Raw genomic sequence first — 21,877 nt, forward strand, 5'->3', positions numbered from 1 at the left:
TTGGGCGCGGCGGCCTTCTTGGCGGGAGCCTTCTTTTCAGCGGGAGCGGTAGCCATTACGTTCTTCCTTGCTTGGATAGCTTACAGCGCTTCGGCGCCGGCAATGATTTCGATGAGTTCGGTGGTGATCGCCGCCTGACGCGTGCGGTTGTAAACGATGGTCAGCTTGTTGATCAGGTCGCCTGCGTTGCGCGTCGCATTGTCCATCGCGGTCATCGACGCGCCCTGTTCGGACGCGGCGTTTTCAAGGAGGCCCTTGAAGATCTGGATCGTGATGTTGCGCGGGAGCAGGTCGGCGAGGATCGCTTCCTCATCGGGCTCATACTCGACCGCGGCGCCGCTCGATGCCGGAACGTCGACGGGGGCGGGAACGGGAATCAGCTGCTGGCCGGTCGCTTCCTGAAGGAGCGCCGAACGGAACTTCGAATAAAAGAGATGCGCGACGTCGAAGACGCCGGCTTCGTACATCTCCATGACCTTTGCCGAAATTTCGTGCGCCTGGTCGAAGCCGATGTCGCGGATACCGGTCGTCTCATAGAGCTCGGTAATCTGGCCTGCGAACAGGCGTGCGATCACCGGGCGGCCCTTGCGGCCGATCAGGTAGAAGAGGACCTTCTTGCCCTGCGCCTGCAGCTCGAGCGCCTTGTCGCGCGCGGCCTTGACGATGTTCGAGTTGAACGCGCCCGCAAGACCGCGGTCGCTGTTGAGCACGACCAGCAGGTGCGTGTCGCTCTTGCCGGTGCCCGCGAGCAACTGCGGCGCCGAATCCGACGCGCCGACCTTCGACGCGAGGCTGGCGACGACGCCTTCGAGACGCTCGGCATAGGGGCGCGCGGCCTCGGCCGCGGCCTGCGCCTTGCGAAGCTTGGCGGCCGCGACCATTTTCTTGGCCTTGGTGATCTTCTGGGTCGATTTGACCGAGACGATGCGCCCTTTGAGTTCCTTCAACGAAGCCATTTAAGCCCCTCTTTGCGTCCCGGCCGGGCCGGGATGCGGAAAGCGATTAAGCGAAGATCTTGGCGAAGGCGTCGAGCGCCGCGACCAGACCCTTTTTGGCGTCGTCGCCAAGGTCCTTGGTGTCGCGGATCGTCTTCAGCACATCGCCATGGTCGCTGCGCAGATAGGCGAGCATCGCCTGTTCGTAGCGCGACACGTCGGTCGACGCGACATTGTCGAGATAGCCGTTGGTGCCGGCGAAGATCGACGCGGTCTGTTCTTCGAACGGCATCGGCTGGAACTGCGGCTGCTTGAGGAGCTGCGTCAGGCGCGCACCGCGGTTGAGCAGCTTCTGCGTCGACGCGTCGAGGTCCGAACCGAACTGCGCGAAGGCTTCCATTTCGCGATACTGGGCGAGCTCGAGCTTGATCGAGCCCGACACCTTCTTCATCGCCTTGGTCTGCGCGGCCGAGCCGACGCGCGACACCGACAGGCCGACGTTGATTGCGGGGCGGATACCGGCGTTGAACAGGTTGGTTTCGAGGAAGATCTGGCCGTCGGTGATCGAAATCACGTTGGTCGGGATGTACGCCGAAACGTCGCCCGCCTGCGTTTCGATGATCGGCAGCGCGGTGAGCGAGCCCGAACCATTGTCGCTGTTCATCTTTGCAGCGCGCTCAAGCAGGCGGCTGTGGAGATAGAAAACGTCGCCGGGGTAAGCTTCGCGGCCCGGCGGGCGGCGCAGCAGCAGCGACATCTGGCGATAGGCGACGGCCTGCTTCGAAAGATCGTCATACACGATCACGGCGTGCATGCCGTTGTCGCGGAAATATTCGCCCATCGTCACGCCAGCGTAAGGCGCGAGATACTGCAGCGGAGCGGGTTCCGAAGCGGTCGCAGCGACGACGATCGAATATTCCATCGCGCCATTTTCTTCGAGCTGACGCACGATCTGCGCGACGGTCGAACGCTTCTGACCGACGGCGACATAGATGCAGTACAGCTTCTTCGATTCGTCGGTGCCGGCGTTCGCCTGCTTCTGGTTGATGAAGGTGTCGATCGCGACGGCGGTCTTGCCGGTCTGACGGTCGCCGATGATCAGTTCGCGCTGGCCGCGGCCGACGGGGACGAGCGCGTCGAGCGCCTTGAGGCCGGTCTGGACGGGTTCGTGGACCGAGGTGCGCGGGATGATGCCCGGCGCCTTGACTTCGACGCGCATGCGCTTGTCGGCCTTGATCGGGCCCTTGCCGTCGATCGGATTGCCGAGGCCATCGACGACGCGGCCGAGCAGGCCCTTGCCGACGGGGACGTCGACGATCGTGCCGGTGCGCTTGACGGTGTCGCCTTCCTTGATCTCGCTGTCCGAGCCGAAGATCACGATGCCGACGTTGTCGGCTTCGAGGTTGAGCGCCATGCCCTTCACGCCGTTGGCGAATTCGACCATTTCACCGGCCTGGACGTTGTCGAGGCCGTGGACGCGGGCGATGCCGTCGCCGACAGAGAGCACCGAACCGATTTCGCTGACCGTTGCGTCGGTCCCGAAATTGGCGATCTGGTCCTTGATGACCTTGCTGATTTCAGCGGCGCGGATTTCCATTGTTTAGCCTTTCATCGCCTGTGCGAAGCTATTGAGACGGGTACGGATGCTGCCGTCGATCAGCTGGCTGCCCAGCTGGACGACGAGGCCGCCGAGGATGGCGGGATCGACGGTCGTGTCGACGGTGACGTCGCGCCCGACACGGGATTTGAGGTTCGCGGTCAGCTCCTTGAGCTGCGCGGCCGAAAGCGGATGTGCGCTGGTGACCTTCGCGGTCACTTCGCCGCGGTGGTCGGCGACGATCGCGCTGAAGGCGTCGATCATCTTCGGCAGGTCGGCGAGGCGACGGTTCTCGGCGAGCACGCCGAGGAACTTCGCGGTCAGCGAATCGAGCTTCAGCGACTTGGCGACCGCAGCGATCGCCTTGGAGGCGTCGGCACGGCCGACGACCGGGCTGGCGATCAGCGCCGAGAGGTCGGCCGAATCGGCGAGGCCCGTCTTGAGGGTCGCAAGGCTCTTTGCCACCGCGTCGATCGCGTTCGATTCGCGAGCCAGATCGAACAGCGCGACCGCATAACGGCCCGCGAGGCCCGCCGTGATGTTGCCCTGAATGCCGCCGGAATTCTCCACGCGTGAAAGTCCTTTGCTACGATCCCGTGGGGGATGGGTCGCGCGCTTTTATGGGGAGATTCGTTGAATATCCCCCACGCGAAGTCGCGGCGCGCCTAGCAACGATTTTGCTGCAATGCAAGGTGGGGGGACGATTGCTTTTGCCCCTTCGTGCGATAGGGACGGGCTGACAGAAAAATAAGGCCGCGACGGGAGGCAAAGAGCATGGGCGAGATGATCCGGATGACGATGGACGACGGCGCCGAAATCGCGGTCTATCAAGCGCAACCGGCAGGCGGGCGCCGTGGCGGGCTTGTCCTCGTCCAGGAAATCTTCGGGGTCACCGACCATATCCGCGAGCTGTGCGACGAATATGCCGCCGATGGTTACGAGGTGCTCAGCCCGGCGCTCTTCGACCGCGAGCATCCGGGGTTCGAGAGCGACTATTCGGGACCGCAGTTCCAGCGTGCGGTGCAGTTGGCCCGCGAGCTCCATCCGTTCGAGCAGAGCTTGAAGGATGCGCAGACGTGCATCGACGCGCTGAAAGGCAAAGGTCCGGTGTTCATCACCGGCTATTGCTATGGCGGCTCGGTCGCGTGGCGGATGGCGCAGACCAGCCCCGATCTCGCCGCATCCTCGGCCTATTATGGGAGCCTCGTGCCGACGATGTTCAGGGGCGAGGCACCGGCGTGCGCCACCATCGCCCATTTCGGACGCTTCGACGACGGCATCCCGATGGAGGGTGTCGAGGCGCTGGTCGCGAAGGATCACCCGACGGCGCAGGTGTTCATTTACGAGGCCGGCCACGGTTTCAACAGCGACCGGCGCAAGGATTATCATGAGCCGAGCGCCGACCTGGCGCGCGAGCGGACGCTGATGCTGTTCAGGGCGTGTGGCGGATGAGGCTGATATTCATTCACGGGCCTGCCGCGAGCGGGAAGCTGACCGTGGCGCGCGAACTCGCGACATTGACCGGTTTGCCGCTGTTCCACAATCATCTGGTCGTCGATGCGCTGCTCGCGGTGTTTCCGTTCGGCAGCCCCGCCTTTGTCGAACTGCGCGAGCGGATATGGCTCGACGTTTTTCGCGCGGCGGCTGCCGAAGGCCGCTCGCTGATCTTCACCTTTCATCCCGAGGCGAGCGTCGCGCCCGACTTTCCCGCGCGTGTCGTCGCCGTCGTCGAGGCGGCGGGCGGTCGGGTCGATTTCGTCGGGCTGACCTGCGCGCCCGAGGTCGTCGAAGCGCGGGTCGGGGCCGCATCGCGGCAGGCCAGCGGCAAATTGTCGTCGCTGGCGCTGCTGCGCGAACTCGAGGCAAAGGGCGCCTTTGCCTACCCCCCGATCCCGGCGGCGATCGAGATCGACACGGGCGCGGTCCAACCTGCCGAAGCGGCAACGCGGATCCGCGACGGCCTCGGGCTGCGCCAGGCGTGAAAATCGCGATCAACCTGCTGATCTTCGCGCTCGTCGTTGCGCTTGCCGTCACCCTGCTGCTCTATACGCAGCAGCGCCGTATCCTTTTCCCGGCGCCGTCCGGCTATCCGACGGAGGCGCCCACGGGATTCCGGCTCGTCTATACCCGGACCGACGACGGCTTGCGGCTCTCGGCCTTCTATCGTCCGGCGATGCCGGGGAAGAAGACGATCCTCTTTTTCCACGGCAACGGCGACAATATGCTCGGCGCGATCGAGGCGACGCGCGGGCCGGCGGCGGCAGGGTACGGGCTGATGCTCGCCGAATATCGCGGCTATGGCGGCAATCCCGGGTCGCCCGACGAGGCGGGGCTGTACCGTGACGGCGAGGCGGCGATTCGCTGGCTTGCCGAGGCGGGCATCGCGCCGCGCGATATCGTCATCGTCGGCAATTCGGTCGGTTCGGGGCCGGCGACGGAGATGGCGGTGCGGCACCATGTCGCGGCGCTGATACTCGTCTCGGGATTTTCCAGCCTGCCCGAGGTCGTGCGGAGCCAGGTGCCGATGACCGGATGGCTCGTTCGCGACCGGTTCGACAATATGGCGAAGCTCGCACGGGTGACGGCGCCAGTGTTCCTGCTGCACGGCGATGCCGATACGCTGGTGACGCCCGACAATCTGACGCGGTTGCGGCGCGTCCGGCCCGATGCGACCGCCGTACTGGTCGCCGGGGCGGGACATGAGCTGGCCTATACCGCGCCGGCGCAGGCGATCCTTGCGGACTGGATCGACGGATTGCGGGCGCCGTAGCTCAATCATATGGTAACCCGCGCCGGGCATGATCGGCACCGACGTCCATTCGCGGAGTGCCCGTCATGCTGTGGCCCATCATCCTGCTTTCGGCAGCGACGTTCGATCTCGATCCGGCATGGAAGCCGGCGCGCGATCCGCTGGTCGATGCGCGCGCGGGAAAGATCCAGTGCCACGATGCCGATCCCGCCGCGCGCACCTGCCGCATCATGACCTGGCTCGGCGAAGGAGAGGGCGGCCGGGTGCAGGTGCGGCAGTTGACTGCGCTCAGCGACAGCCCCGCGCTGGCAGCGGAACTGCGCATGGGTGCGACGCGCGAAGGCGCGGGGCTCTGCGGCGTGGTGAACGAGACCTATATGGCGAGCTTCCGCATCGTCAGCAGCCGCGCGCCCTACGTGCCGCTGAACGACAAGCGCTATTCGATCCTCTATCGCGACGCGCTCGTCGGGGCGCTCTGGAATCGCAAGACCTGCGCTTACGCCTATTCGCGCGCCGAGGATGATTTGCAGCTCGAGGTCGGAACCGTCGACGGCCAGTTCGCCGGCGAGATGATGAGCAATTATATCTGGATCAGCCCCGGCGCGGGCTACCGGCTCAAGGCGCGGGTGCCGGCTTGATCGCCGGCCTCGAAGCGGGCTGGCAGCGATAGACGAGCCGTTCGTTCGGGCTGGCGGGCAGCGCGCTGCGGATCGCGTCCTGCTGCGCCGCGAGCCCCGCCAGTTCGTCGGGGTTGGCGGTGCAGCTCTTGAGCGTGACCGTCGCGCGCGTCTCGCGCGCCTTCGTCATCGTTTCGGCATCGAGCAGATAGCGGTCGACGCGATAGTCGCGCCCGGTCGCATCGATCGATGCGACGGTGACCGTGGCTTCCTCGTTGGGGACGAGGATCCGCTGCCAGCGGTCGTCGGCGCCCTGCGTATACTGGGTACGGCCGTTGACGCAGCCCCCCTTGCCGATGGTGATCGGCACATCGGTCGTCGCCGACACGGTGATGCGGCTGCGGTCGGGACGGATGGTGCAGAGGAAATTGCCCTGCGCGAGTTTCGGCTCAGTCGTCGCGGCCGTGGCGGCCACTTCTTCGGCGATTTCGGCGTGCGCATCGGGGCGCGTCGCGAACAGCACCGCCGCGCCGAGCATCAGCACCGCGCCGGCGCCGCCCGCGATCTTCGCATTGCGGATATTCTTCTGGTTGTAGAAGAGCAGCCCCGCGCCCGCGGCGAGCGCGCCGATCACGAAGAGGACGCCGGCGAGCGCGATGCGATTCTCGCGCGAGGCGAGCGCGTCTTCCTCGGCGCGCGCCTGCTTGAGTTCGCGGTCGAGCCGGGCGGCGGCGTCCTTTGCGGCATTGGCTTCGGCGCTGGCGCGCGATTCGGCATCCATCGCGGCGCGGTCGCGCGCGTCGGCTTCGGCGAGCGACAGGCACGGCGTGCCGATGCTCGCATAATCCTGTCCCGCGTCGGTCAGGAAGCGCGTGAGTTCGCGCCCCGCGATCGCGAAGGCAAAGGGCGAATCGCCGTCGTCGGCGCGCGTGATCGCGGTGTTGATGCCGGTGATGCGGCCGCACGCGTCGACCAGCGGGCCGCCCGAATTACCGCGCGAAATCTTCGCGGTGTGGATCAGCATCGCGACGCCGTCGACCGCCTGCGTGTTCGACAGATTGCCTTCGCTGCGCGTCGGGGTGCGCGGGGTGATATAATCGTTGGCGCTGCGCGCGGTCGCGAGGTCGACATTGCCCGGATAGCCCAATGCCACGACATCGGCGCCCGAATCGAGCGGGCCGGTGTAGATCGCGGCGGCGGGCAGGCGGCCCTCGGTAATCTCGACCAGCGCGAGGTCGCGTGCGGTGTCGATCGCGATCAGCTTGCCCGCATAGCTTTTCTGTCCTTCCGACGGGACGACGCCGAGCGCGACATTGCCCGGATATTTGGCCGCCGATTCGACGACATGCGCGTTCGTGACGATTCGTGTGGGCGAGATCGCGATGCCGCTGCCATGGCCGAAGCCGACAACCTCGCCATCGACCATGGCGACGGTGACGACGCGCACGACGCTGCGCGACGCGGCGCTGATGTCGTCGGCGGCGCGGGCCGGGACAGCGAGGGTAAAGAGAGCGAGCAGCAGCGCGAGAAGGCGAGTCATGGCGCGGACCCTAGTCGCTCGCGGCACGAAGGCAAGCGGCGCTAGATGTAAGGGCCCCACATGATTATCCACGCGCCCGCGCTGCCGGCGAGGATGACGAGGCCGCTGAAGCCCAGCAGGATCGCGACGCCCTTTTTCGCCGCCGGCGTGCCGTGCGCCCCGGCGCGCAGATAAAGCTCGGCGAGTGCGAGCGGGATCAGCGAGCTGGCGAAGGCGAGGAAGAGATCGAAGGGCCCGTCCAGCGCCTTGCCGATCCCCGCGCCGCCGGTCGCCATGCCCCACGCCATATAGGCGACGCGCATGAACCAGACCGCCGATGCGACCGCGAACAGGCGCAGCGCCCAGCGGCGATGCTCGATGAATCGGCGCGCGCGGGCAGCGCGGTAGGCAAGCGCGGCGAAGGCGAGGATGAGCAAGGCGTCGAGCGTGATGCCGATCGCGCCTGCGAGTACGAGCCAGGTCTGGCGTACCCAGGTAAGCCACAGCCCGCCGAGCGCGAGCATCAGCGCGCTGACGAGGTAAAGCCGCCCGTTCCAGCGGTGCACCGCGGGCCAGCGGGTGCGGATCGCGGGGACGAGCTGGACGAGCCCGCCGAAGGTGATGACCGCTGCCATCAGCACATGCACCGCAAAGAAGAGGTTGCCCGCGGTGTCGCCCGCGACGAAGCCCTTGATCAGCGGCTTGTCGTTCCAGCCTGCAAAATCGCCCGAAAGCGACGGGGGGTAATAGAAGAGCAGGATGAAGACGGTGAAGAGCAGCTGTCCCGCGGCGATCGCCAGATAGCAGAAGGTCGCGCCGCGCCCGAGCCAGTCGATACGGCTGGCGGGCCGTGCCGATACGATCGATGCGTCGATACTCGCCATCACGACCTCCCCGTTTCCGGCAGCGAATGTGCGCGCTCCGCCAAGGTGAGTCAATGATATAATACAGTAATACAGTTGGGCGAATGTTTGAACGCAAGCATCGGGACGCGGCGCGATGCGGAGCATGGCATTGAAGGCTGGCAGCCGCGAAAGGATGTTTGTTTCGATGACCTATTCGATCGAGGGGCTCAGCCCCGAAAAATTCGCCCCGCTCTTCGCGCTCGATGATGCCGGGCTCGCCGCGATCAACGCGCGCCGCCTCACCGCGACCGCCGACCGCGGCTTTCCGTGCCGTGTCAGCCTGGAGGACGCGAAGGCGGGCGAGGAACTGATCCTGCTTCATCACACGAGCCACGATGTCGCGACGCCGTATCGCAGCGCCTATGCGATCTATATCCGGCCGCATGTCACCGCCGCGCGTTATCGCGACGAGGTGCCGCCGGTGTTCGCGGGCCGCTCGCTTGCGCTGCGCGCCTTCGACGCGGACGGCATGCTGCGGACCGCGCGGCTGGCGGGACCGGGCGAGGCCGATGGCGCGATCCGCGACCTGTTCGCTGACGACGCCATATCCTATATCGATGCCCACAACGCCGCGCACGGTTGTTTCGCCGCGCGGATCGAGAGGAATTGACCATGAACTTCAAGGCCATGACCGACGACGAGCGTTGGGACGCGGTGCAGGCGCGCGACAAGGCGCAGGACGGCCGCTTCGTCACCGGGGTGCTTACCACCGGCATCTATTGCCGGCCAAGCTGCGCCGCGCGCCATCCCCTGCGCCAGAATGTCCGCTTCTTTCCCGACGGCGACGCGGCGCGCGCGACCGGGCTCCGGCCGTGCAAGCGCTGCCTGCCCGACGATGTTGCGCGCGACGAAAATGCCGTGATCAAGGCGATTGCGGCGATCAAGGGCAGCGAGGAGCCGCTCGCGCTCGCCGATCTGGCGCGCCGCACCGGTTATTCGCCGACGCATTTCCAGCGCGTCTTCACGCGCCACACCGGCCTGTCGCCCGCGGCCTATGCTCGCGCGCTACGCGACGAACGCGCACGACAGGCACTCAGCGAGGGCAGCCGGGTGACCGACGCGATTTACGACGCGGGCTTTTCGGGGCCGTCGCGCTTTTACGGGAATATGGAAGGGCGCATGGGAATGACCGCGTCGGCGTGGGTGAACGGCGGGAAGGGCGCGACGATCCACTGGGCGGTCGTGCCGACCAGCCTCGGCGAGATGCTGGTCGCGGCGACCGGGAAGGGCGTGTGCCGCCTGTCGTTCGCCGAAGGACGCGAGGCGCTGGAAGAGCGTTTCCCGGCCGCCGATCTGGTCGAGGGGGGCGAGGAGTTTTCGGCATTGCTGAAACAGGTGATCGCCGCGGTCGAGGCACCCGTGAACGGCTTCGACCATATTCCGATCGACGTGAAGGGTACCGCCTTTCAGGAAGCCGTGTGGCGCGAACTCAGGAAGATACCCGCGGGCGAGACGCGCAGCTATTCGGACATCGCCGCCGCGGTCGGGAAGCCGAACGCGGTGCGCGCGGCGGGCAGCGCCAATGGCGCGAACAATGTCGCGGTGCTGATCCCGTGCCACCGCGTGGTGCGCAGCGACGGGACGCTCGGCGGCTACGCCTATGGTCTGCCGATCAAGGAAGAATTGCTGAAGAGGGAGAGTTTTTGATGTCCGACAAAATTGCCGAATTCCGGGCGCTGCATGTCCCCGGCGACCCGCTGATCCTGATCAACATCTGGGATGCGGGAAGCGCGAGGGCGGTTTCGGCCACCGGTGCAAAGGCGATCGCGACGGGGAGCTTCGGCGTCGCCGGCGCGCAGGGCCGCGCCGATGGCGAGGATTTCCCGATCGAGGATGTCTTCGAAAATCTCGCGCGCATCCTGTCGGTCACCGACCTGCCCGTGACGATCGACATGGAAGCGGGCTATGGCGCCGATCCGGCGGCGGTCGGCGTGTCGGTCGCCCGGGCGAGGGATGCCGGCGCGGCGGGGATCAATATGGAGGACCGCCTGCCGGGCGCGACCGGACTGCTGCCGATTGCCGAAGCCGTCGCGCGCTACCGCGCCGCAACCGACACCGGCATTTTCGTCAATGCGCGCTGCGACACGTTTCGCGGGGCCGATGCGGCGAAGGATGGGGACAGCCTCGTCGCCGCGACGCTCGAACGCGCGCGCGCCTATGCCGATGCCGGCGCGGGATCGCTGTTCGTGCCCTTCCTGCTCGATCCGAAATGCATCGGCGCGATCTGCGAGGCGTCACCGCTGCCGGTCAATATCCTGCGCGGCAAGGGCGGCCCGACGCACAGGGAACTCGCGAACCTTGGTGTTGCGCGGATCAGCCACGGGCACCAGCCATGGGCCGCGGCGATGGCATGGCTGGCGGGGCAGGCCGGACAGGTGCTGGCGGGTGGCGAACCCGATTACTGATCTGCTTCAGTCTTTTGGCGGGTCGGCGGCGCTTTCGTCGCCCGCCTTGCCTTTGGTCCCTGCGCGCATGGTTTCGAGCTGCTTCATCAGTTCGTCGCCCCTGCCGCCGTCGTGCGGATCGAAAGCGACGATTTTCGCAAGGGCGATCGCCCGGTCGAAATGCCCGTCGGCCGCAAGCGCGAAGGCGTAGCTCACACGCGTTTCGATGTTTTCAGGGGCAAGTTGAAACGCGCGAGCGAGGCCGTCGACCGCGATTGACGGCGGTCGGACGCCTTGCTCCATAAATGTCCTGAAATAACCATAGAGCGGGACCGGATCGTCAGGATTGGTCCGGTTGGCGAGAATGATCGGCTTGCGCACCGCATCCCAGTCGGCGTCGACGGCGTCCTTCTTTTCTTCGGCTGCGGCGGCCAGCATCTCGCCCAAAAGCACGTTGGCGCGGACATGCTCGGGATCGATCGCCAGCGCCTTGTCGACTGCCGCGCGTGCGGCCGCCTTGTCGCGCTTTTCGTCGCTTAACCCCCATTCGGCCATGGCGAGTTCGAACCAGACGGCGGCGTCGCCGGGATGTCGTCCGGCCAGCTTCCGCAGCCCATCACGCGTCCTGATGAGCCGCTCGTCGTCGTCATCGGCGCTAAGCCGCTCAAGGCGCAGCGGCACAATCGCATCCTGCGCGGGGTCCATCGCGGTGACGGTGATCGGACCGGCGATCGCGATTGGATCATTTGTCATGCGATGGGCCAGCCGCGATTTCATATAACGGTCGAGGTCCTGATCGAGCTTTGCCAGATCGCCGAAGCTGTCGTTCGCTGCTTTTGCCGGATCGACGCCGCGGTCGATCGCGTCGATATAGGATCCGAGCTGTTCGATGCGCGTACGGTCACTGAAGAGCATGTGCGTCAACAGCCACGCGCGGCCATAATAGACGTCCACCTGCCCCGAGTTGCGCATCTCGAGCGGACGTTTGAAGAGCAGCGTCTCTGCCGGAATTTTTGGCATGGTGAGCAGGCCGACGGCGCGCCCAAAGGCGGGTTTGCCGATTTCCGCTTTACCCTCCCTGGTGAAGTCGACTGTCGAATAAAATTCGGCGAAACCCTCGATGAACCATGCCGGAAACGCGCCGGGCAGGAATCGCCTCATGAAATGATGGGTATATTCATGGAACAGGGTCTGCTGTGATTGCGGAGTTCCCCTAAACACAAAATCTTCGCGGTTCGACACCGCAAAGCTGCCTTCGGGGCTGGGCGAGTAAAAGCCCGCGATCGAGGATCCGCGGCTGCCCGACGCGAGGCGGCCGGCATCGCTGGCACTTTCGACAAGATATATGGTCAGCGGATTGGGGTCCTTGCCGCCCTCGATCTTGAACCGGTTGCGAAGCGTGGCGTCGAAGCGTTCGAGCTTTTCGGCGAAGTCGCGCAGGTCCCTTTCTGCGCCTTCGCTATAGATGATGAAATTGTTGGTGTCGGCGCGCAGCCATTTGGCGTCCGCCGGACTTGCTATCGCTACCGCGACGATTCCGGCCATCAGGCCCAAACCCGCTTTGTTCATTTTGCGCCCCCGCCCAGTATTTGAGCCGATGCTGCCAGCCAGCTACGGCACTGTAAAGTTCTCTTTCAATTAGACAAAGCTATAGGGGTCGATATCGATCGCCAGCCGCGCCTTCGACGGCCATTCGATGCTGTTCACCCATTCGCGGATCGTCCCCTGCAGGTCGAAGCTGCGCGGCGCGTGGAGTAGCAGGCGAAAGCGGTGCCGCCCACGGAGCATCGCGAGCGGGGCAGGGGCGGGGCCGTACACCGCGAGGCCTTCGGCGACCGGCGCCTTCTGCCCCAGCCGCTGCGCCACCCCGCGCGCGACCTCGATGTCTTCGGAGGAAATGACGAGCGCGGCGAAGCGGCCATAGGGCGGCGCGCCCGCGAATTTCCGCGCCGCAGCCTCGGCCGAATAGAAACCGTCGCGGTCGTTGGCGACGAGGGCGGCCATCACCGGCGCCTCGGGCACGCGCGTCTGGATCAGCACCTCGCCCGGCTTGACCCCGCGGCCGGCGCGTCCCGCGACCTGCGCGATCTGCTGGAAGGTACGCTCGGAGGCGCGAAGGTCGCCGCCGTCGAGCCCGAGATCGGCATCGACGACGCCGACGAGCGTGAGGTTGGGGAAATGATAGCCCTTGGTGACGAGCTGCGTCCCGATGATGATATCGACCAGCCCGCCCTCGACATTGTCGACGAACTCGGCCGCTTTCGCGGGCGACCAGAGCGTGTCCGACGTGACGATGGCGACGCGTGCCTCGGGGAAACGCAGCGCGACCTCGTCGGCGACGCGCTCGACCCCGGGGCCGCACGCGACGAGACTGTCCTCATCCTCGCATTCGGGGCAGAGGCGCGGCGGCGGCATGACATGGCCGCAATGGTGGCACGCAAGGCGGTGGACGAGGCGGTGCTCGACCATCCACGCGGTGCAGTTCGGGCACTGGATGCGGTGGCCGCAGGTGCGGCAGAGCGTCAGCGGCGCGAAACCGCGGCGGTTGAGGAAGAGCAGGCTCTGCTCGCCCTTCTGGAGCCGGTCGGCGAGTGCGTCGACGAGCGGCGGCGCGAGCCAGCGGCCGCGGTCGGGCGGGTCCTGCCGCATGTCGATCGCCGCCAAGTCGGGCAGGGTCGCGCCGCCGAAGCGCGCGGGGAGGACGATGTGGCGATACCGCCCAGCCTCGACCATCGCGAGGCTTTCGAGCGCGGGGGTCGCGCTCGCGAGCACCACCGGCAGCCCCTCGAAATGTCCGCGCATCACCGCGACGTCGCGCGCATGGTAATGGACGCCATCCTCCTGCTTGAAACTCGTCTCGTGCGCCTCGTCGACGACGATGACGCCCAGATTCGCGTAAGGAAGGAACAGCGCCGAACGTGCCCCGACGACGATCTTCGCCTCGCCGCTCGCGATGGCGTGCCAGGCGCGGCGGCGCTCGGTCGAGCGCAACCCCGAGTGCCAAGCGACGGGCTCGCACCCGAAGCGTGCGGCGAAGCGTGTCAGCATCGGCTCAGTAAGCGCGATTTCGGGGAGCAGGACGAGCGCCTGCTTGCCCGCGTCGATCGCGGCGGCGATCGCCTCCATATAGACTTCGGTCTTGCCCGATCCGGTGACCCCGTCGAGCAGCAGCGTGTCGAATTTGGCGGCCGCCACCGCATCCTTGAGCTGCGCCGCGGCGGCGGTTTGTTCGACAGACAGGTCGGGCGGCGCAAAGCCGCTGTCGGGTTCGGGATAGGGCTGGTCGGCCGAGACGGTGACGGCTTCGAGCGCGCCGGTGCTCACGAGGCCGCGGATCACCGCGTCGCTGACCTCGGCGAGCGCCGCGAGTTCGCGCACCATGCCTTGCCTTGTCCCGATCTTTTCGAGCGCCACCGTCCGCTGCGCCGTCATCCGCGCGGGCAATTCGCCGGTAGCGCGATATTCGACGATCGGGCGGCGTGCGTCGGCAAAGGCGACCCCGGGCAAGACCATGCGCAGCACCGCGCCGGGCGGGGCAAGATAATAGTCGCTCGTCCATTCGACGAGGCGGCGCAGCGGCGCGCCGATCGGCGGCACGGGGACGACCTCGTAGAGGTTGCGCAGGCGATTGTCGCCGACCGCCTCGGGCGCGCCGAAGCTTTCATCCTCCCACACCACGCCGCCGAGCCGCCGCGGGCCGAGCGGGGCGACGACGACGCTGCCCAGCGGCGCCTCGGACTCGCGCGGAACGCGATAGTCGAGCGGGCCGAGGGCGGCGGTCAGGAGGAGGACGCGGGCGCGGGTCATGGATCGGGCAGGATATAGGGCGGCGGGTAAAATAGGAAAGCGCGAGGTGGGCAGTGGCTGCTGACCGGTTGCGAGCGGACACCAACGCCTATCTGAACGGAAATGCAAAGGGCAGCTCGCCATCCCCGAGCCGACGGCGTCAATTCCTAGAGCATATATTTCATCTTGATCGACTGGCGCATATCGCCCGTGACGGCAAAGCTGGCCGATTTGAAACTCGGCGGTCCGACGGTGATCGCCGGATTGCGCGAAAAGCCGAAGCCTTCGCGTGGCAGGAAGATCGCAACATCCATCTTGTTGTTGCTGTTCTCGTCATGGACGACCGCGATCGCATAGGTGCCCGTCGAGGGGGCGTGGACCGCGAAATCGCCGGCGTCGGCTGCCTTCACCGCCATCCGCACCGACGCCTTGTCCTTGCTGCAGTCGGGAAACGCTTTGGGATTGGTTGTCAGGCAGACGAGGATCTGTCCCTTCGCGCTGCGCAGCCCGGTGATACTGACCTCAACGGTCGGGGCGGGTGTCGGCGGCGGCGCTGCGGCGGCGGTGAGCAGCGGCAAAATCGCCCAGCCCGATATCCGTACCGCACGCCTTGTCCCAGAAGCGGAAATAAAGCCCATAATTCCCCCGGTAAACGGCGTGATGCTGTTCATGATGCGTCGCGGTTATCAGCCATCGCCCTGCGGGTCCATGGACCAGCGCGCGCGGGAACATCTCCCACCCCATATGATTGCCGACACCCATGAGCGTCATGATCGCCAGGACCGTCCCCAGAACCGTGACATGGATCGGAATGAGGAAGACCAGCGCCGGGATGACGACAGCGCCGGTGATGGCTTCGAGCGGGTGAAAGCTCATCGCCGCCCACGCGGTCGGCGGGCGGCTGGCGTGGTGGACACTGTGCGCGAGGCGGAACAGCGCCGGCCGGTGCATCCAGCGGTGCGTCCAATAGAACCATGTGTCGTGGATTAGCAGGTAAGCGAACAGGCTGACGGGCAGGTACCAGAACGGAAAGGCGCGGATGTCGCTGTAGATGCGCGTCCAGCCATACGACTGCCACCCCCACGCGACGATTCCGGCAGGAATACCATAGATGGCGGCGCTTGCGAGGCTCCAGCCGACCTCGCGGCGCATCTGCGGTTCGAGCCCACGATAGAGGCCGGGATGCCGGATTCGCGTCGCGAAAGCGAAAGCACCGCTGGTGATCAGGTAACGCACGCCGACGATCGCGGTCATCGCGAGCGCCGAGCCCAGCAGGGCGAGCGCGGGGGTCACCCGGGTTTGCGGACGCCGAGCAGGGCGGCGACGCGCAGCCACAGCGCGGCATAGGCCTGCCCCGCCTTGCTGCGCCGGGCATAGGCCGCGAGTGGCCGGCGCCGGGCTGCCATCTGTTCGACGATGCTCGCCATCGGCAGCACCGGCCAGGCGGTCTCGGCGGCGAGCGCGTCGCGGTGGAGCGCGCGCCGCGCGTCGACCATCGCATAGACGGGCATCAACGGCGTGCTGTTCTTCTTCGCGGGGCGGAGATGCGCGATCACCTCGTCGAGCGCGCGGCGCGACAGCGGCGAGGGGATCACCGGCACAACGATCAGGTCGGCGGCGCGCATCATCTGCTCGCTCGTTTCGGTGAGCCCGGGCGGGCAATCGAGGATGATGCGGTCGTAATCGGCGCCGATGTCGGCAAGCAGCCTGGCGAGCCGCTTTTTCTTGCCGGCGTCGAGGAAAAGCGCGTCGAGCCCGCGCAGCGAGGTGTCGGCAGGCAGCAGGTCGAGGCCCTCGATCGCGGTCGGGGTCACCAGTTTCGCGGGGGCTACGTCGCGATCGAACACCTGTTCGGCGGTGCGCTTGCCGGGGCCGTCGTGGCCGAGGATGAAGCTCGCCGCGGCCTGGCCGTCGAGGTCCCACAGTAAGGTCCGTCCGCCCGCCTGCAGCGCTGCTTCGGCGGCGAGGTTGACCGCGAGGCTGGTCTTTCCGACCCCGCCCTTCAGGCTGTAGACGGCGATGACGTGCGCCTGCTTGCTCATATCCACTGGACTCCGTCGTTTCGCGCGGCGAGTCAAGCGCACAGCACGCCGAACGGCTTTGCGCTTCGCCGCACCGACCGCTAGAGCAAAAATATGACCGCTGATCTTCCCCGCTGCGATATCGCCATCGTCGGCGGAGGGTTGGCGGGCGGGCTAGCGGCGCTGGCGCTCGCGGCGCGGCGGCCCGATCTCGACGTCCGGCTGGTCGAACCCGAGCCCGTCGGCGGCAACCATATCTGGTCCTTCTTCGACAGCGATATCGCCAGAAAGGACCGCTGGCTCGTCGGGCCGCTCGTCCGTCATCACTGGCAGGGCTACGACGTTCGCTTTCCGTCGCACGAGCGCCGGATACGCATGGGTTACAAGAGTATCACCAGCGAAGCGCTGGCGGAGGCGGTCGCGGCCGCGCTGCCCGGAGGGCACATCATTGCCGACAGGGCCAAGCATGTCGCGCCCGACCATCTGCTGCTGTCGCGCGGAGGGCGATTGTCGGCGAAGCATGTCATCGATGCGCGCGGGGCGGGGAAATTCCCGACACTCGACTGCGGCTGGCAGAAATTTGTCGGGCAGGCACTGACGGTGGCGGATGGGCATGGCGTCGAGCATCCCGTCGTAATGGATGCGACCGTCGAGCAGATCGACGGCTATCGCTTCGTCTATCTGCTGCCCTTCGACGCCGAGACCATTTTCGTCGAGGATACCTGTTATAGCGACGATGCCGACCTCGACGTGGCGGCGGCGCGCGACCGGATTGCGACCTATGCGGCGGGGCGGGGCTGGACGGTCACTGCGACGACGCGCGAGGAAAGCGGCGTGCTGCCCGTCGTGGTCGCTGGCGATTTCGAGCGGCTGTGGCCCGCGTCGGACCGCACCGGGCGGATCGGCGTGCGCGCGGGTGCGTTTCACGCGACCACCGGCTATTCGCTTCCCGACGCGGTGCGGACCGCCGCTGCATTGCCCGCACTGGTCGATCATGGCGACTTCCCGGCGATCCTGCGCGATCGTGCCGCGGCTTCGTGGCGGCGGCAGCGCTTTTATCGCATGCTTGGCGCGATGCTGTTCCGCTCCGCCGACCCGGACGAACGCTATCGCATTTTCGAGCGCTTCTACCGCCTGTCGCCGCGGCTGATCGCGCGCTTTTACGCCGGGCGTTCGGCAGGCGGCGACAAGCTGCGCCTGCTCGTCGGCAGGCCGCCGGTTCCGGTCGGCCGCGCGATATCGGCGCTGGCGAAGCTCGATTGGCGATGAGCCGCCGCGCGATTGTCGTCGGCGCGGGGTTCGGCGGGCTGGCGCTTGCGATCCGGCTGCAGTCGGCTGGCGTGGCAACGACAATCGTCGAGGCTCGCGACAAGCCGGGCGGGCGCGCCTATCATTGGCGGAAGGGCGGCTTCACCTTCGATGCGGGACCGACCGTCATCACCGATCCACCATGCCTTGCGGAGCTCTGGGCGCTCAGCGGGCAGGATATCGCCGGGGATGTCGACCTCGTCCCGGTCATGCCCTTCTATCGCCTCAACTGGCCCGACGGCACGAACTTCGACTCTTCGAACGACGAGGCGGCGCTCCGCGCCGAAATCGCCAAGCTCCACCCCGCCGATGTCGCGGGTTACGAGCGCTTCCTCGAATATTCGAAGGGGGTTTACGAGCAGGGCTATGTCAAGCTCGGCGCGGTCGCCTTCCTCGATTTCGCGTCGATGGTCCGGGCGGCGCCCGCGCTGATGAAATATCGGGCATGGCGCAGCGTCTATGGAGTCGTGTCATCCTATGTACAGGACGAGCGGCTGCGGCAGGCGCTGTCGTTCCACACCTTGCTTGTCGGCGGCAATCCGATGACGACGAGTGCGATCTATGCGCTGATCCATACCATCGAGAAGGATGGCGGCGTCTGGTTCGCGCGTGGCGGTACCAATGCGCTGGTGAACGGCATGGTTCGCCTGTTCGAGCGGCTGGGCGGAGAGGTCAGGCTCGGCGACCCGGTATCGCGGATCGAAACGGCAGGCGACCGCGCGACCGGCGTCACGACGGCGAGCGGTTGGCACCGCGCCGCCGATATGGTCGCGTGCAATGCCGACCTGATGCATAGCTACAGGGATTTGCTCGATCACCGGCGCGGCGCGAAGGTGGCACGCAGCCTGTCGCGCAAGCGCTGGTCGCCCTCGCTGTTCATCGTCCATTTCGGGGTGAAGGGCAGCTATCCCGATATCGCGCACCACAGCATCCTCTTCGGACCGCGCTACAAGGGGCTGCTCGACGACATTTATGGCGGCGTCGTTCCCGAGGATTTCTCGCTCTACCTCCATCATCCGAGCATCACCGATCCGGGCATGGCGCCACCGGGTCACTCGACCTTCTACGCGCTCGCGCCGGTCGCGCATCTCGGCAAGGCGAAGGCCGACTGGGAGGGCGATTTCGGCCGGCAATTCGCCGACGCGATCCTCGAAGAGGTCGAGCGCCGAGTCGCGCCTGGCCTCCGCGCCAATCTCGTCACGCGTTTCCACTACACCCCCGCCGATTTCGGCCGCGACCTGTCAGCATATCTCGGCAGCGCATTCAGCCTCGAGCCGGTGCTCTGGCAGAGCGCATGGTTCAGGGCGCACAACCGCGACGATGCAATTTCCAACCTTTACTTCGTCGGCGCGGGGACGCATCCGGGCGCGGGTATCCCGGGGGTCGTTGGCAGTGCCAAGGCGACCGCCAGTCTGATGTTGGAAAAATGATGAAACGCCTTGCCGTCTATTGCGGGTCCGCGACCCCCGAAGATCCGATCTATATCGAAACCGCGCGCCATGTCGGCCGCACCCTCGCCGAGCGCGGCATCGGCGTCGTCTACGGCGGCGGCCGGCTGGGGCTGATGGGCGCGGTCGCCGACAGCGCGCTTGAGGCCGGCGGTGAGGTGATCGGGATCATCCCCGACGCGCTCGTGGGGGCCGAGGTCGCGCACCGCGGCTGCACCGAGTTGCACGTCGTGTCGGGCATGCACGAGCGCAAGAAGATGTTCACCGATCTGTCGGACGGGTTCCTGACCATCCCCGGCGGGGTCGGGACGATGGACGAATTGTGGGAAGCGATCAGCTGGGCACAGCTTGGCTATCATGCGAAGCCGGTCGGCCTGCTCAACGCCGCGGGCTTCTACAACGAACTGATCGCCTTCAACCGCAAAATGGTCGACGTCGGCTTTATCCGACCCGCGCACGCCGGGATCATGATCGTCGACGCCGGGCTCGACGAATTGCTCGACAAGATGGTGTCCTATGTTCCGCACAAGACGATCTTTGCGATGAAGGCCGAAAATCTCTGATGATCGAGGCGGGGGCCTATGACGCACACGCCCTCCACGGTTTCGCGCATGACAGCATCGCGCGCGGATCGAAAAGCTTTGCGCTGGCCAGCCAGCTCTTCGATCGCCGGACACGCGAACGCGTGTGGCTACTCTACGCCTGGTGCCGTGCCGCCGACGATCTGACCGACGGGCAGGAGCATGGCGGCGCAATGAAGCAGGACCATGATCCGGTCGCTGCCGTCGCGCATATCCGCGCGCAGACGGACAAGGCTTTCGCCGGCGACCCAACGGGCGAGATGGCATTCGATGCGCTTGGTTTCCTGCTCACCGAGGTCGCGATCCCGCGCCGGGTCATCGATGACATCATTGCGGGCTTCGAACTCGATGCCAAGGACTGGCGTCCGCGCAGCGAGGCCGACCTGCTGCGCTACGCCTATCATGTCGCGGGCGCGGTCGGGGTCGCAATGGCGCTGGTGATGGGGATCGATCCAGCCGACGAAACCACGCTCGATCGCGCTTCCGACCTCGGCATTGCCTTCCAGCTTGCCAATATCGCCCGCGACGTCGCGGAGGATGCCGCTGCCGACCGCTGTTATTTGCCGGTCGAGTGGATGGTCGAACTCGATATCCCGCCGGGGCAGCATATGCACCCTGCCTTTCGCGGGCGCCTGTCGGTGATGGCCCGATGGCTGTCCGAAATGGCCGAGGAATATGAAGCCTCGGCGCGCTGGGGCGCGCGCAAGCTTGGTCCGCGCAGCCGCTGGGCGGTGCTCGCCGCCGCCGGCATCTATGGCGATATCGCGCGGGAGGTGCGCGCGCGCGGTGACCATGCGTGGGACCACCGCGCGTCGAGCTCGCTCGGTGCAAAGCTCGGCTGGGTGGCGCGCGCGGGCTGGTCGGTGCTGCGCCGCCCGCCGCAGCGGCGGATCAGTCGCGACGGCCTCTGGACGCGCCCGCGCCACGGGGCTGACGCGTGAGCCATCTCGAATGGATCGCAGCGGCGTTCGTGCTGACCAATGTCGCGTTCGTCGCGCTGCGCAGCGTGTGGAACTATCCCTTCGCGCTCGTTGCGGTGACGCTTTATGCGTTCGTTTTCTTCGAGGCGAAACTCTACAGCGACATGCTGCTTCAGGGCTTCTTCTTTGCGCTCAACCTTTATGGCTGGGCGGCCTGGATGCGCGCGCGCGATGACAGCGGCGTACCGGTTCGCTGGATGACCGAACGCGCGCGCCGGGGCTGGGCGCTGACGACGGTCGCCGCCTGGGTTGGCTGGAGCTTCGCGATGGATCGCTACACCGATGCGATCGCGCCATGGGTCGACGGCGCCATCGCCATGCTCAGTGTTACCGCGCAGTGGTTGCTCGCGCGCCGCCGCGTCGAAAGCTGGTTCCTCTGGATCCTCGTCGACCTGATCGCCGTGCCGCTCTTCGCCTGGCGCGGTCTTTACGCGACAAGCGCGGTCTATGTCATATTGCTCGGGCTTTCGATCGACGGATTTATCCAGTGGCGCCGCGCCGCTGCGACAGGGGGAGCGGTGGCATGACGCGGCATATCTGCCTTCACGGTGCCGAGAGCACCGGCAAGTCGACGCTTGCGCCGCGCCTGGCGCTCCAGCTTGGCGGGCTCGTCGTGCCCGAATATGGCCGCACATACGCCGAGGCGAACGGCATCAATCTCGACGAGGTCGACCTGCTCGCGATTTTCGGCGGCCATGTCGCCGCGACCCGCGAGGCGCTTGCGCAGCGGCCCGAATGGCTTGTCTCGGACACCGATCCGCTGATGACGCAGGCGTGGGCGATCATGCTTCTTGGTCGCCGCCTGCCCGAAATCGACCTGTGGGACGAGGTCGCCGACCTCTATCTTGTCCCCGCGATGGACCTGCCGTGGGAGGAGGATGGCACGCGGCTGTTCGGCAGCGAACTCGCGCGGAAGCGGTTCATGGAGGTCGCGATCGGCGAACTCGACCGGCGCAAACTCGAATGGGCATGGGTCGAGGGCGAAGGCGATGCGCGGTTGGCGAGTGCATTGGCGGCGATCGCGGCGGCGGGCCTGTCCTGATCGAA

At 66.4% G+C, this 21,877-nt stretch carries 23 protein-coding genes; 13 read left to right on the forward strand and 10 right to left on the reverse strand.

From position 1 onward, the window contains the following. Positions 1 to 80: 80 nt before the first annotated feature. The 3 genes from VGD20_RS13260 to VGD20_RS13270 are packed head-to-tail and all read right to left on the reverse strand — an operon-like array spanning position 81 to position 3,102. Positions 81 to 956 (reverse strand): F0F1 ATP synthase subunit gamma, encoded by an 876-nt coding sequence (locus VGD20_RS13260; protein WP_192647279.1) that lies wholly within the window; start codon positions 954 to 956, stop codon positions 81 to 83. 46 nt (positions 957 to 1,002) lie between these two features. After that, positions 1,003 to 2,532, reverse strand: coding sequence for a F0F1 ATP synthase subunit alpha (atpA, locus tag VGD20_RS13265; RefSeq protein ID WP_331134904.1), 1,530 nt, complete (start codon positions 2,530 to 2,532; stop codon positions 1,003 to 1,005). Positions 2,533 to 2,535: 3 nt separating this feature from the next. Further along, on the reverse strand, positions 2,536 to 3,102 hold the full coding sequence (locus tag VGD20_RS13270) for a F0F1 ATP synthase subunit delta (protein ID WP_331134905.1): 567 nt from the start codon (positions 3,100 to 3,102) through the stop codon (positions 2,536 to 2,538). A gap of 204 nt (positions 3,103 to 3,306) precedes the next feature. Here VGD20_RS13270 and VGD20_RS13275 point away from each other — a divergent pair, with 204 nt between their 5' ends. The 4 genes from VGD20_RS13275 (at position 3,307) to VGD20_RS13290 (ending at position 5,919) form a co-directional block, all read left to right on the forward strand. Continuing rightward, entirely contained in the window at positions 3,307 to 3,984 is a 678-nt protein-coding gene (locus tag VGD20_RS13275; RefSeq protein ID WP_331134906.1) for a dienelactone hydrolase family protein, read from the forward strand. Beyond that, entirely contained in the window at positions 3,981 to 4,514 is a 534-nt protein-coding gene (locus tag VGD20_RS13280) for a shikimate kinase (RefSeq protein WP_331134907.1), read from the forward strand. Before VGD20_RS13275 ends, VGD20_RS13280 begins: the two co-directional genes overlap by 4 nt. Further along, complete coding sequence (locus VGD20_RS13285) at positions 4,511 to 5,302, forward strand: alpha/beta hydrolase (RefSeq protein ID WP_331134908.1); 792 nt, start codon at positions 4,511 to 4,513, stop codon at positions 5,300 to 5,302. Before VGD20_RS13280 ends, VGD20_RS13285 begins: the two co-directional genes overlap by 4 nt. Before the next feature lie 65 nt (positions 5,303 to 5,367). Next, a complete protein-coding gene (locus VGD20_RS13290; RefSeq protein ID WP_331134909.1) occupies positions 5,368 to 5,919 on the forward strand; it encodes a hypothetical protein in 552 nt (183 codons plus the stop codon). Here the strand turns inward: VGD20_RS13290 and VGD20_RS13295 are convergent. Continuing rightward, positions 5,897 to 7,438: a serine protease gene (locus tag VGD20_RS13295; RefSeq protein WP_331134910.1), complete on the reverse strand. Its 1,542-nt coding sequence runs from the start codon at positions 7,436 to 7,438 to the stop codon at positions 5,897 to 5,899. The two genes, VGD20_RS13290 and VGD20_RS13295, sit on opposite strands and share 23 nt — an antisense overlap. Positions 7,439 to 7,479: 41 nt before the next feature. Next, positions 7,480 to 8,301 (reverse strand): DUF2306 domain-containing protein, encoded by an 822-nt coding sequence (locus VGD20_RS13300; protein ID WP_331134911.1) that lies wholly within the window; start codon positions 8,299 to 8,301, stop codon positions 7,480 to 7,482. 166 nt (positions 8,302 to 8,467) lie between these two features. On the opposite strand from VGD20_RS13300, the gene VGD20_RS13305 reads away from it, so the two are divergent. From VGD20_RS13305 to VGD20_RS13315, 3 genes are read left to right on the forward strand one after another with little or no spacing between them, the layout of a single operon-like run. Then, positions 8,468 to 8,932, forward strand: a complete 465-nt coding sequence (locus tag VGD20_RS13305) for a DUF1203 domain-containing protein (protein WP_331134912.1) — start codon at positions 8,468 to 8,470, stop codon at positions 8,930 to 8,932. A 2-nt stretch (positions 8,933 to 8,934) separates the two neighbouring features. Further along, entirely contained in the window at positions 8,935 to 9,969 is a 1,035-nt protein-coding gene (gene ada / locus VGD20_RS13310; protein ID WP_331134913.1) for a bifunctional DNA-binding transcriptional regulator/O6-methylguanine-DNA methyltransferase Ada, read from the forward strand. Then, positions 9,969 to 10,727 (forward strand): isocitrate lyase/phosphoenolpyruvate mutase family protein, encoded by a 759-nt coding sequence (locus VGD20_RS13315; RefSeq protein ID WP_331134914.1) that lies wholly within the window; start codon positions 9,969 to 9,971, stop codon positions 10,725 to 10,727. The genes ada and VGD20_RS13315 overlap by 1 nt, the downstream gene beginning before the upstream one ends. A 6-nt stretch (positions 10,728 to 10,733) precedes the next feature. Here the strand turns inward: VGD20_RS13315 and VGD20_RS13320 are convergent, their stop codons facing one another. From VGD20_RS13320 to VGD20_RS13340, 5 genes are all read right to left on the reverse strand, one after another. Continuing rightward, a complete protein-coding gene (locus VGD20_RS13320) occupies positions 10,734 to 12,275 on the reverse strand; it encodes a hypothetical protein (protein WP_331134915.1) in 1,542 nt (513 codons plus the stop codon). 69 nt (positions 12,276 to 12,344) lie between these two features. Further along, positions 12,345 to 14,513 carry a primosomal protein N' gene (locus VGD20_RS13325; RefSeq protein ID WP_331134916.1) on the reverse strand — a complete coding sequence of 723 codons (2,169 nt, stop codon included), beginning with the start codon at positions 14,511 to 14,513 and terminating at the stop codon, positions 12,345 to 12,347. 146 nt (positions 14,514 to 14,659) lie between these two features. Beyond that, positions 14,660 to 15,070 (reverse strand): DUF2141 domain-containing protein, encoded by a 411-nt coding sequence (locus tag VGD20_RS13330; protein WP_331134917.1) that lies wholly within the window; start codon positions 15,068 to 15,070, stop codon positions 14,660 to 14,662. Beyond that, positions 15,015 to 15,746 carry a sterol desaturase family protein gene (locus VGD20_RS13335; protein WP_331134942.1) on the reverse strand — a complete coding sequence of 244 codons (732 nt, stop codon included), beginning with the start codon at positions 15,744 to 15,746 and terminating at the stop codon, positions 15,015 to 15,017. The genes VGD20_RS13330 and VGD20_RS13335 overlap by 56 nt, the downstream gene beginning before the upstream one ends. Before the next feature lie 35 nt (positions 15,747 to 15,781). Continuing rightward, complete coding sequence (locus VGD20_RS13340; protein WP_331134918.1) at positions 15,782 to 16,534, reverse strand: ParA family protein; 753 nt, start codon at positions 16,532 to 16,534, stop codon at positions 15,782 to 15,784. 93 nt (positions 16,535 to 16,627) lie between these two features. Here VGD20_RS13340 and crtY point away from each other — a divergent pair, with 93 nt between their 5' ends. Genes crtY through VGD20_RS13370 form a run of 6 tightly spaced genes read left to right on the forward strand, consistent with a single transcriptional unit; the run spans position 16,628 to position 21,872 of the window. Continuing rightward, positions 16,628 to 17,782, forward strand: coding sequence for a lycopene beta-cyclase CrtY (gene crtY / locus VGD20_RS13345; RefSeq protein WP_331134919.1), 1,155 nt, complete (start codon positions 16,628 to 16,630; stop codon positions 17,780 to 17,782). Beyond that, a complete protein-coding gene (locus VGD20_RS13350; protein ID WP_331134920.1) occupies positions 17,779 to 19,251 on the forward strand; it encodes a phytoene desaturase in 1,473 nt (490 codons plus the stop codon). Before crtY ends, VGD20_RS13350 begins: the two co-directional genes overlap by 4 nt. Next, on the forward strand, positions 19,251 to 19,832 hold the full coding sequence (locus VGD20_RS13355; RefSeq protein ID WP_331134943.1) for a TIGR00730 family Rossman fold protein: 582 nt from the start codon (positions 19,251 to 19,253) through the stop codon (positions 19,830 to 19,832). The genes VGD20_RS13350 and VGD20_RS13355 overlap by 1 nt, the downstream gene beginning before the upstream one ends. After that, positions 19,832 to 20,791, forward strand: coding sequence for a phytoene/squalene synthase family protein (locus tag VGD20_RS13360; protein ID WP_331134921.1), 960 nt, complete (start codon positions 19,832 to 19,834; stop codon positions 20,789 to 20,791). The genes VGD20_RS13355 and VGD20_RS13360 overlap by 1 nt, the downstream gene beginning before the upstream one ends. Beyond that, a complete protein-coding gene (gene pnuC / locus VGD20_RS13365) occupies positions 20,788 to 21,357 on the forward strand; it encodes a nicotinamide riboside transporter PnuC (RefSeq protein ID WP_331134922.1) in 570 nt (189 codons plus the stop codon). Before VGD20_RS13360 ends, pnuC begins: the two co-directional genes overlap by 4 nt. Continuing rightward, on the forward strand, positions 21,354 to 21,872 hold the full coding sequence (locus VGD20_RS13370; protein ID WP_331134923.1) for an AAA family ATPase: 519 nt from the start codon (positions 21,354 to 21,356) through the stop codon (positions 21,870 to 21,872). Before pnuC ends, VGD20_RS13370 begins: the two co-directional genes overlap by 4 nt. The last annotated feature ends 5 nt before the right edge of the window (positions 21,873 to 21,877 follow it).

Origin of the sequence: Sphingopyxis sp. (assembly GCF_036402335.1) — a bacterium.
GTDB lineage: Bacteria > Pseudomonadota > Alphaproteobacteria > Sphingomonadales > Sphingomonadaceae > Sphingopyxis.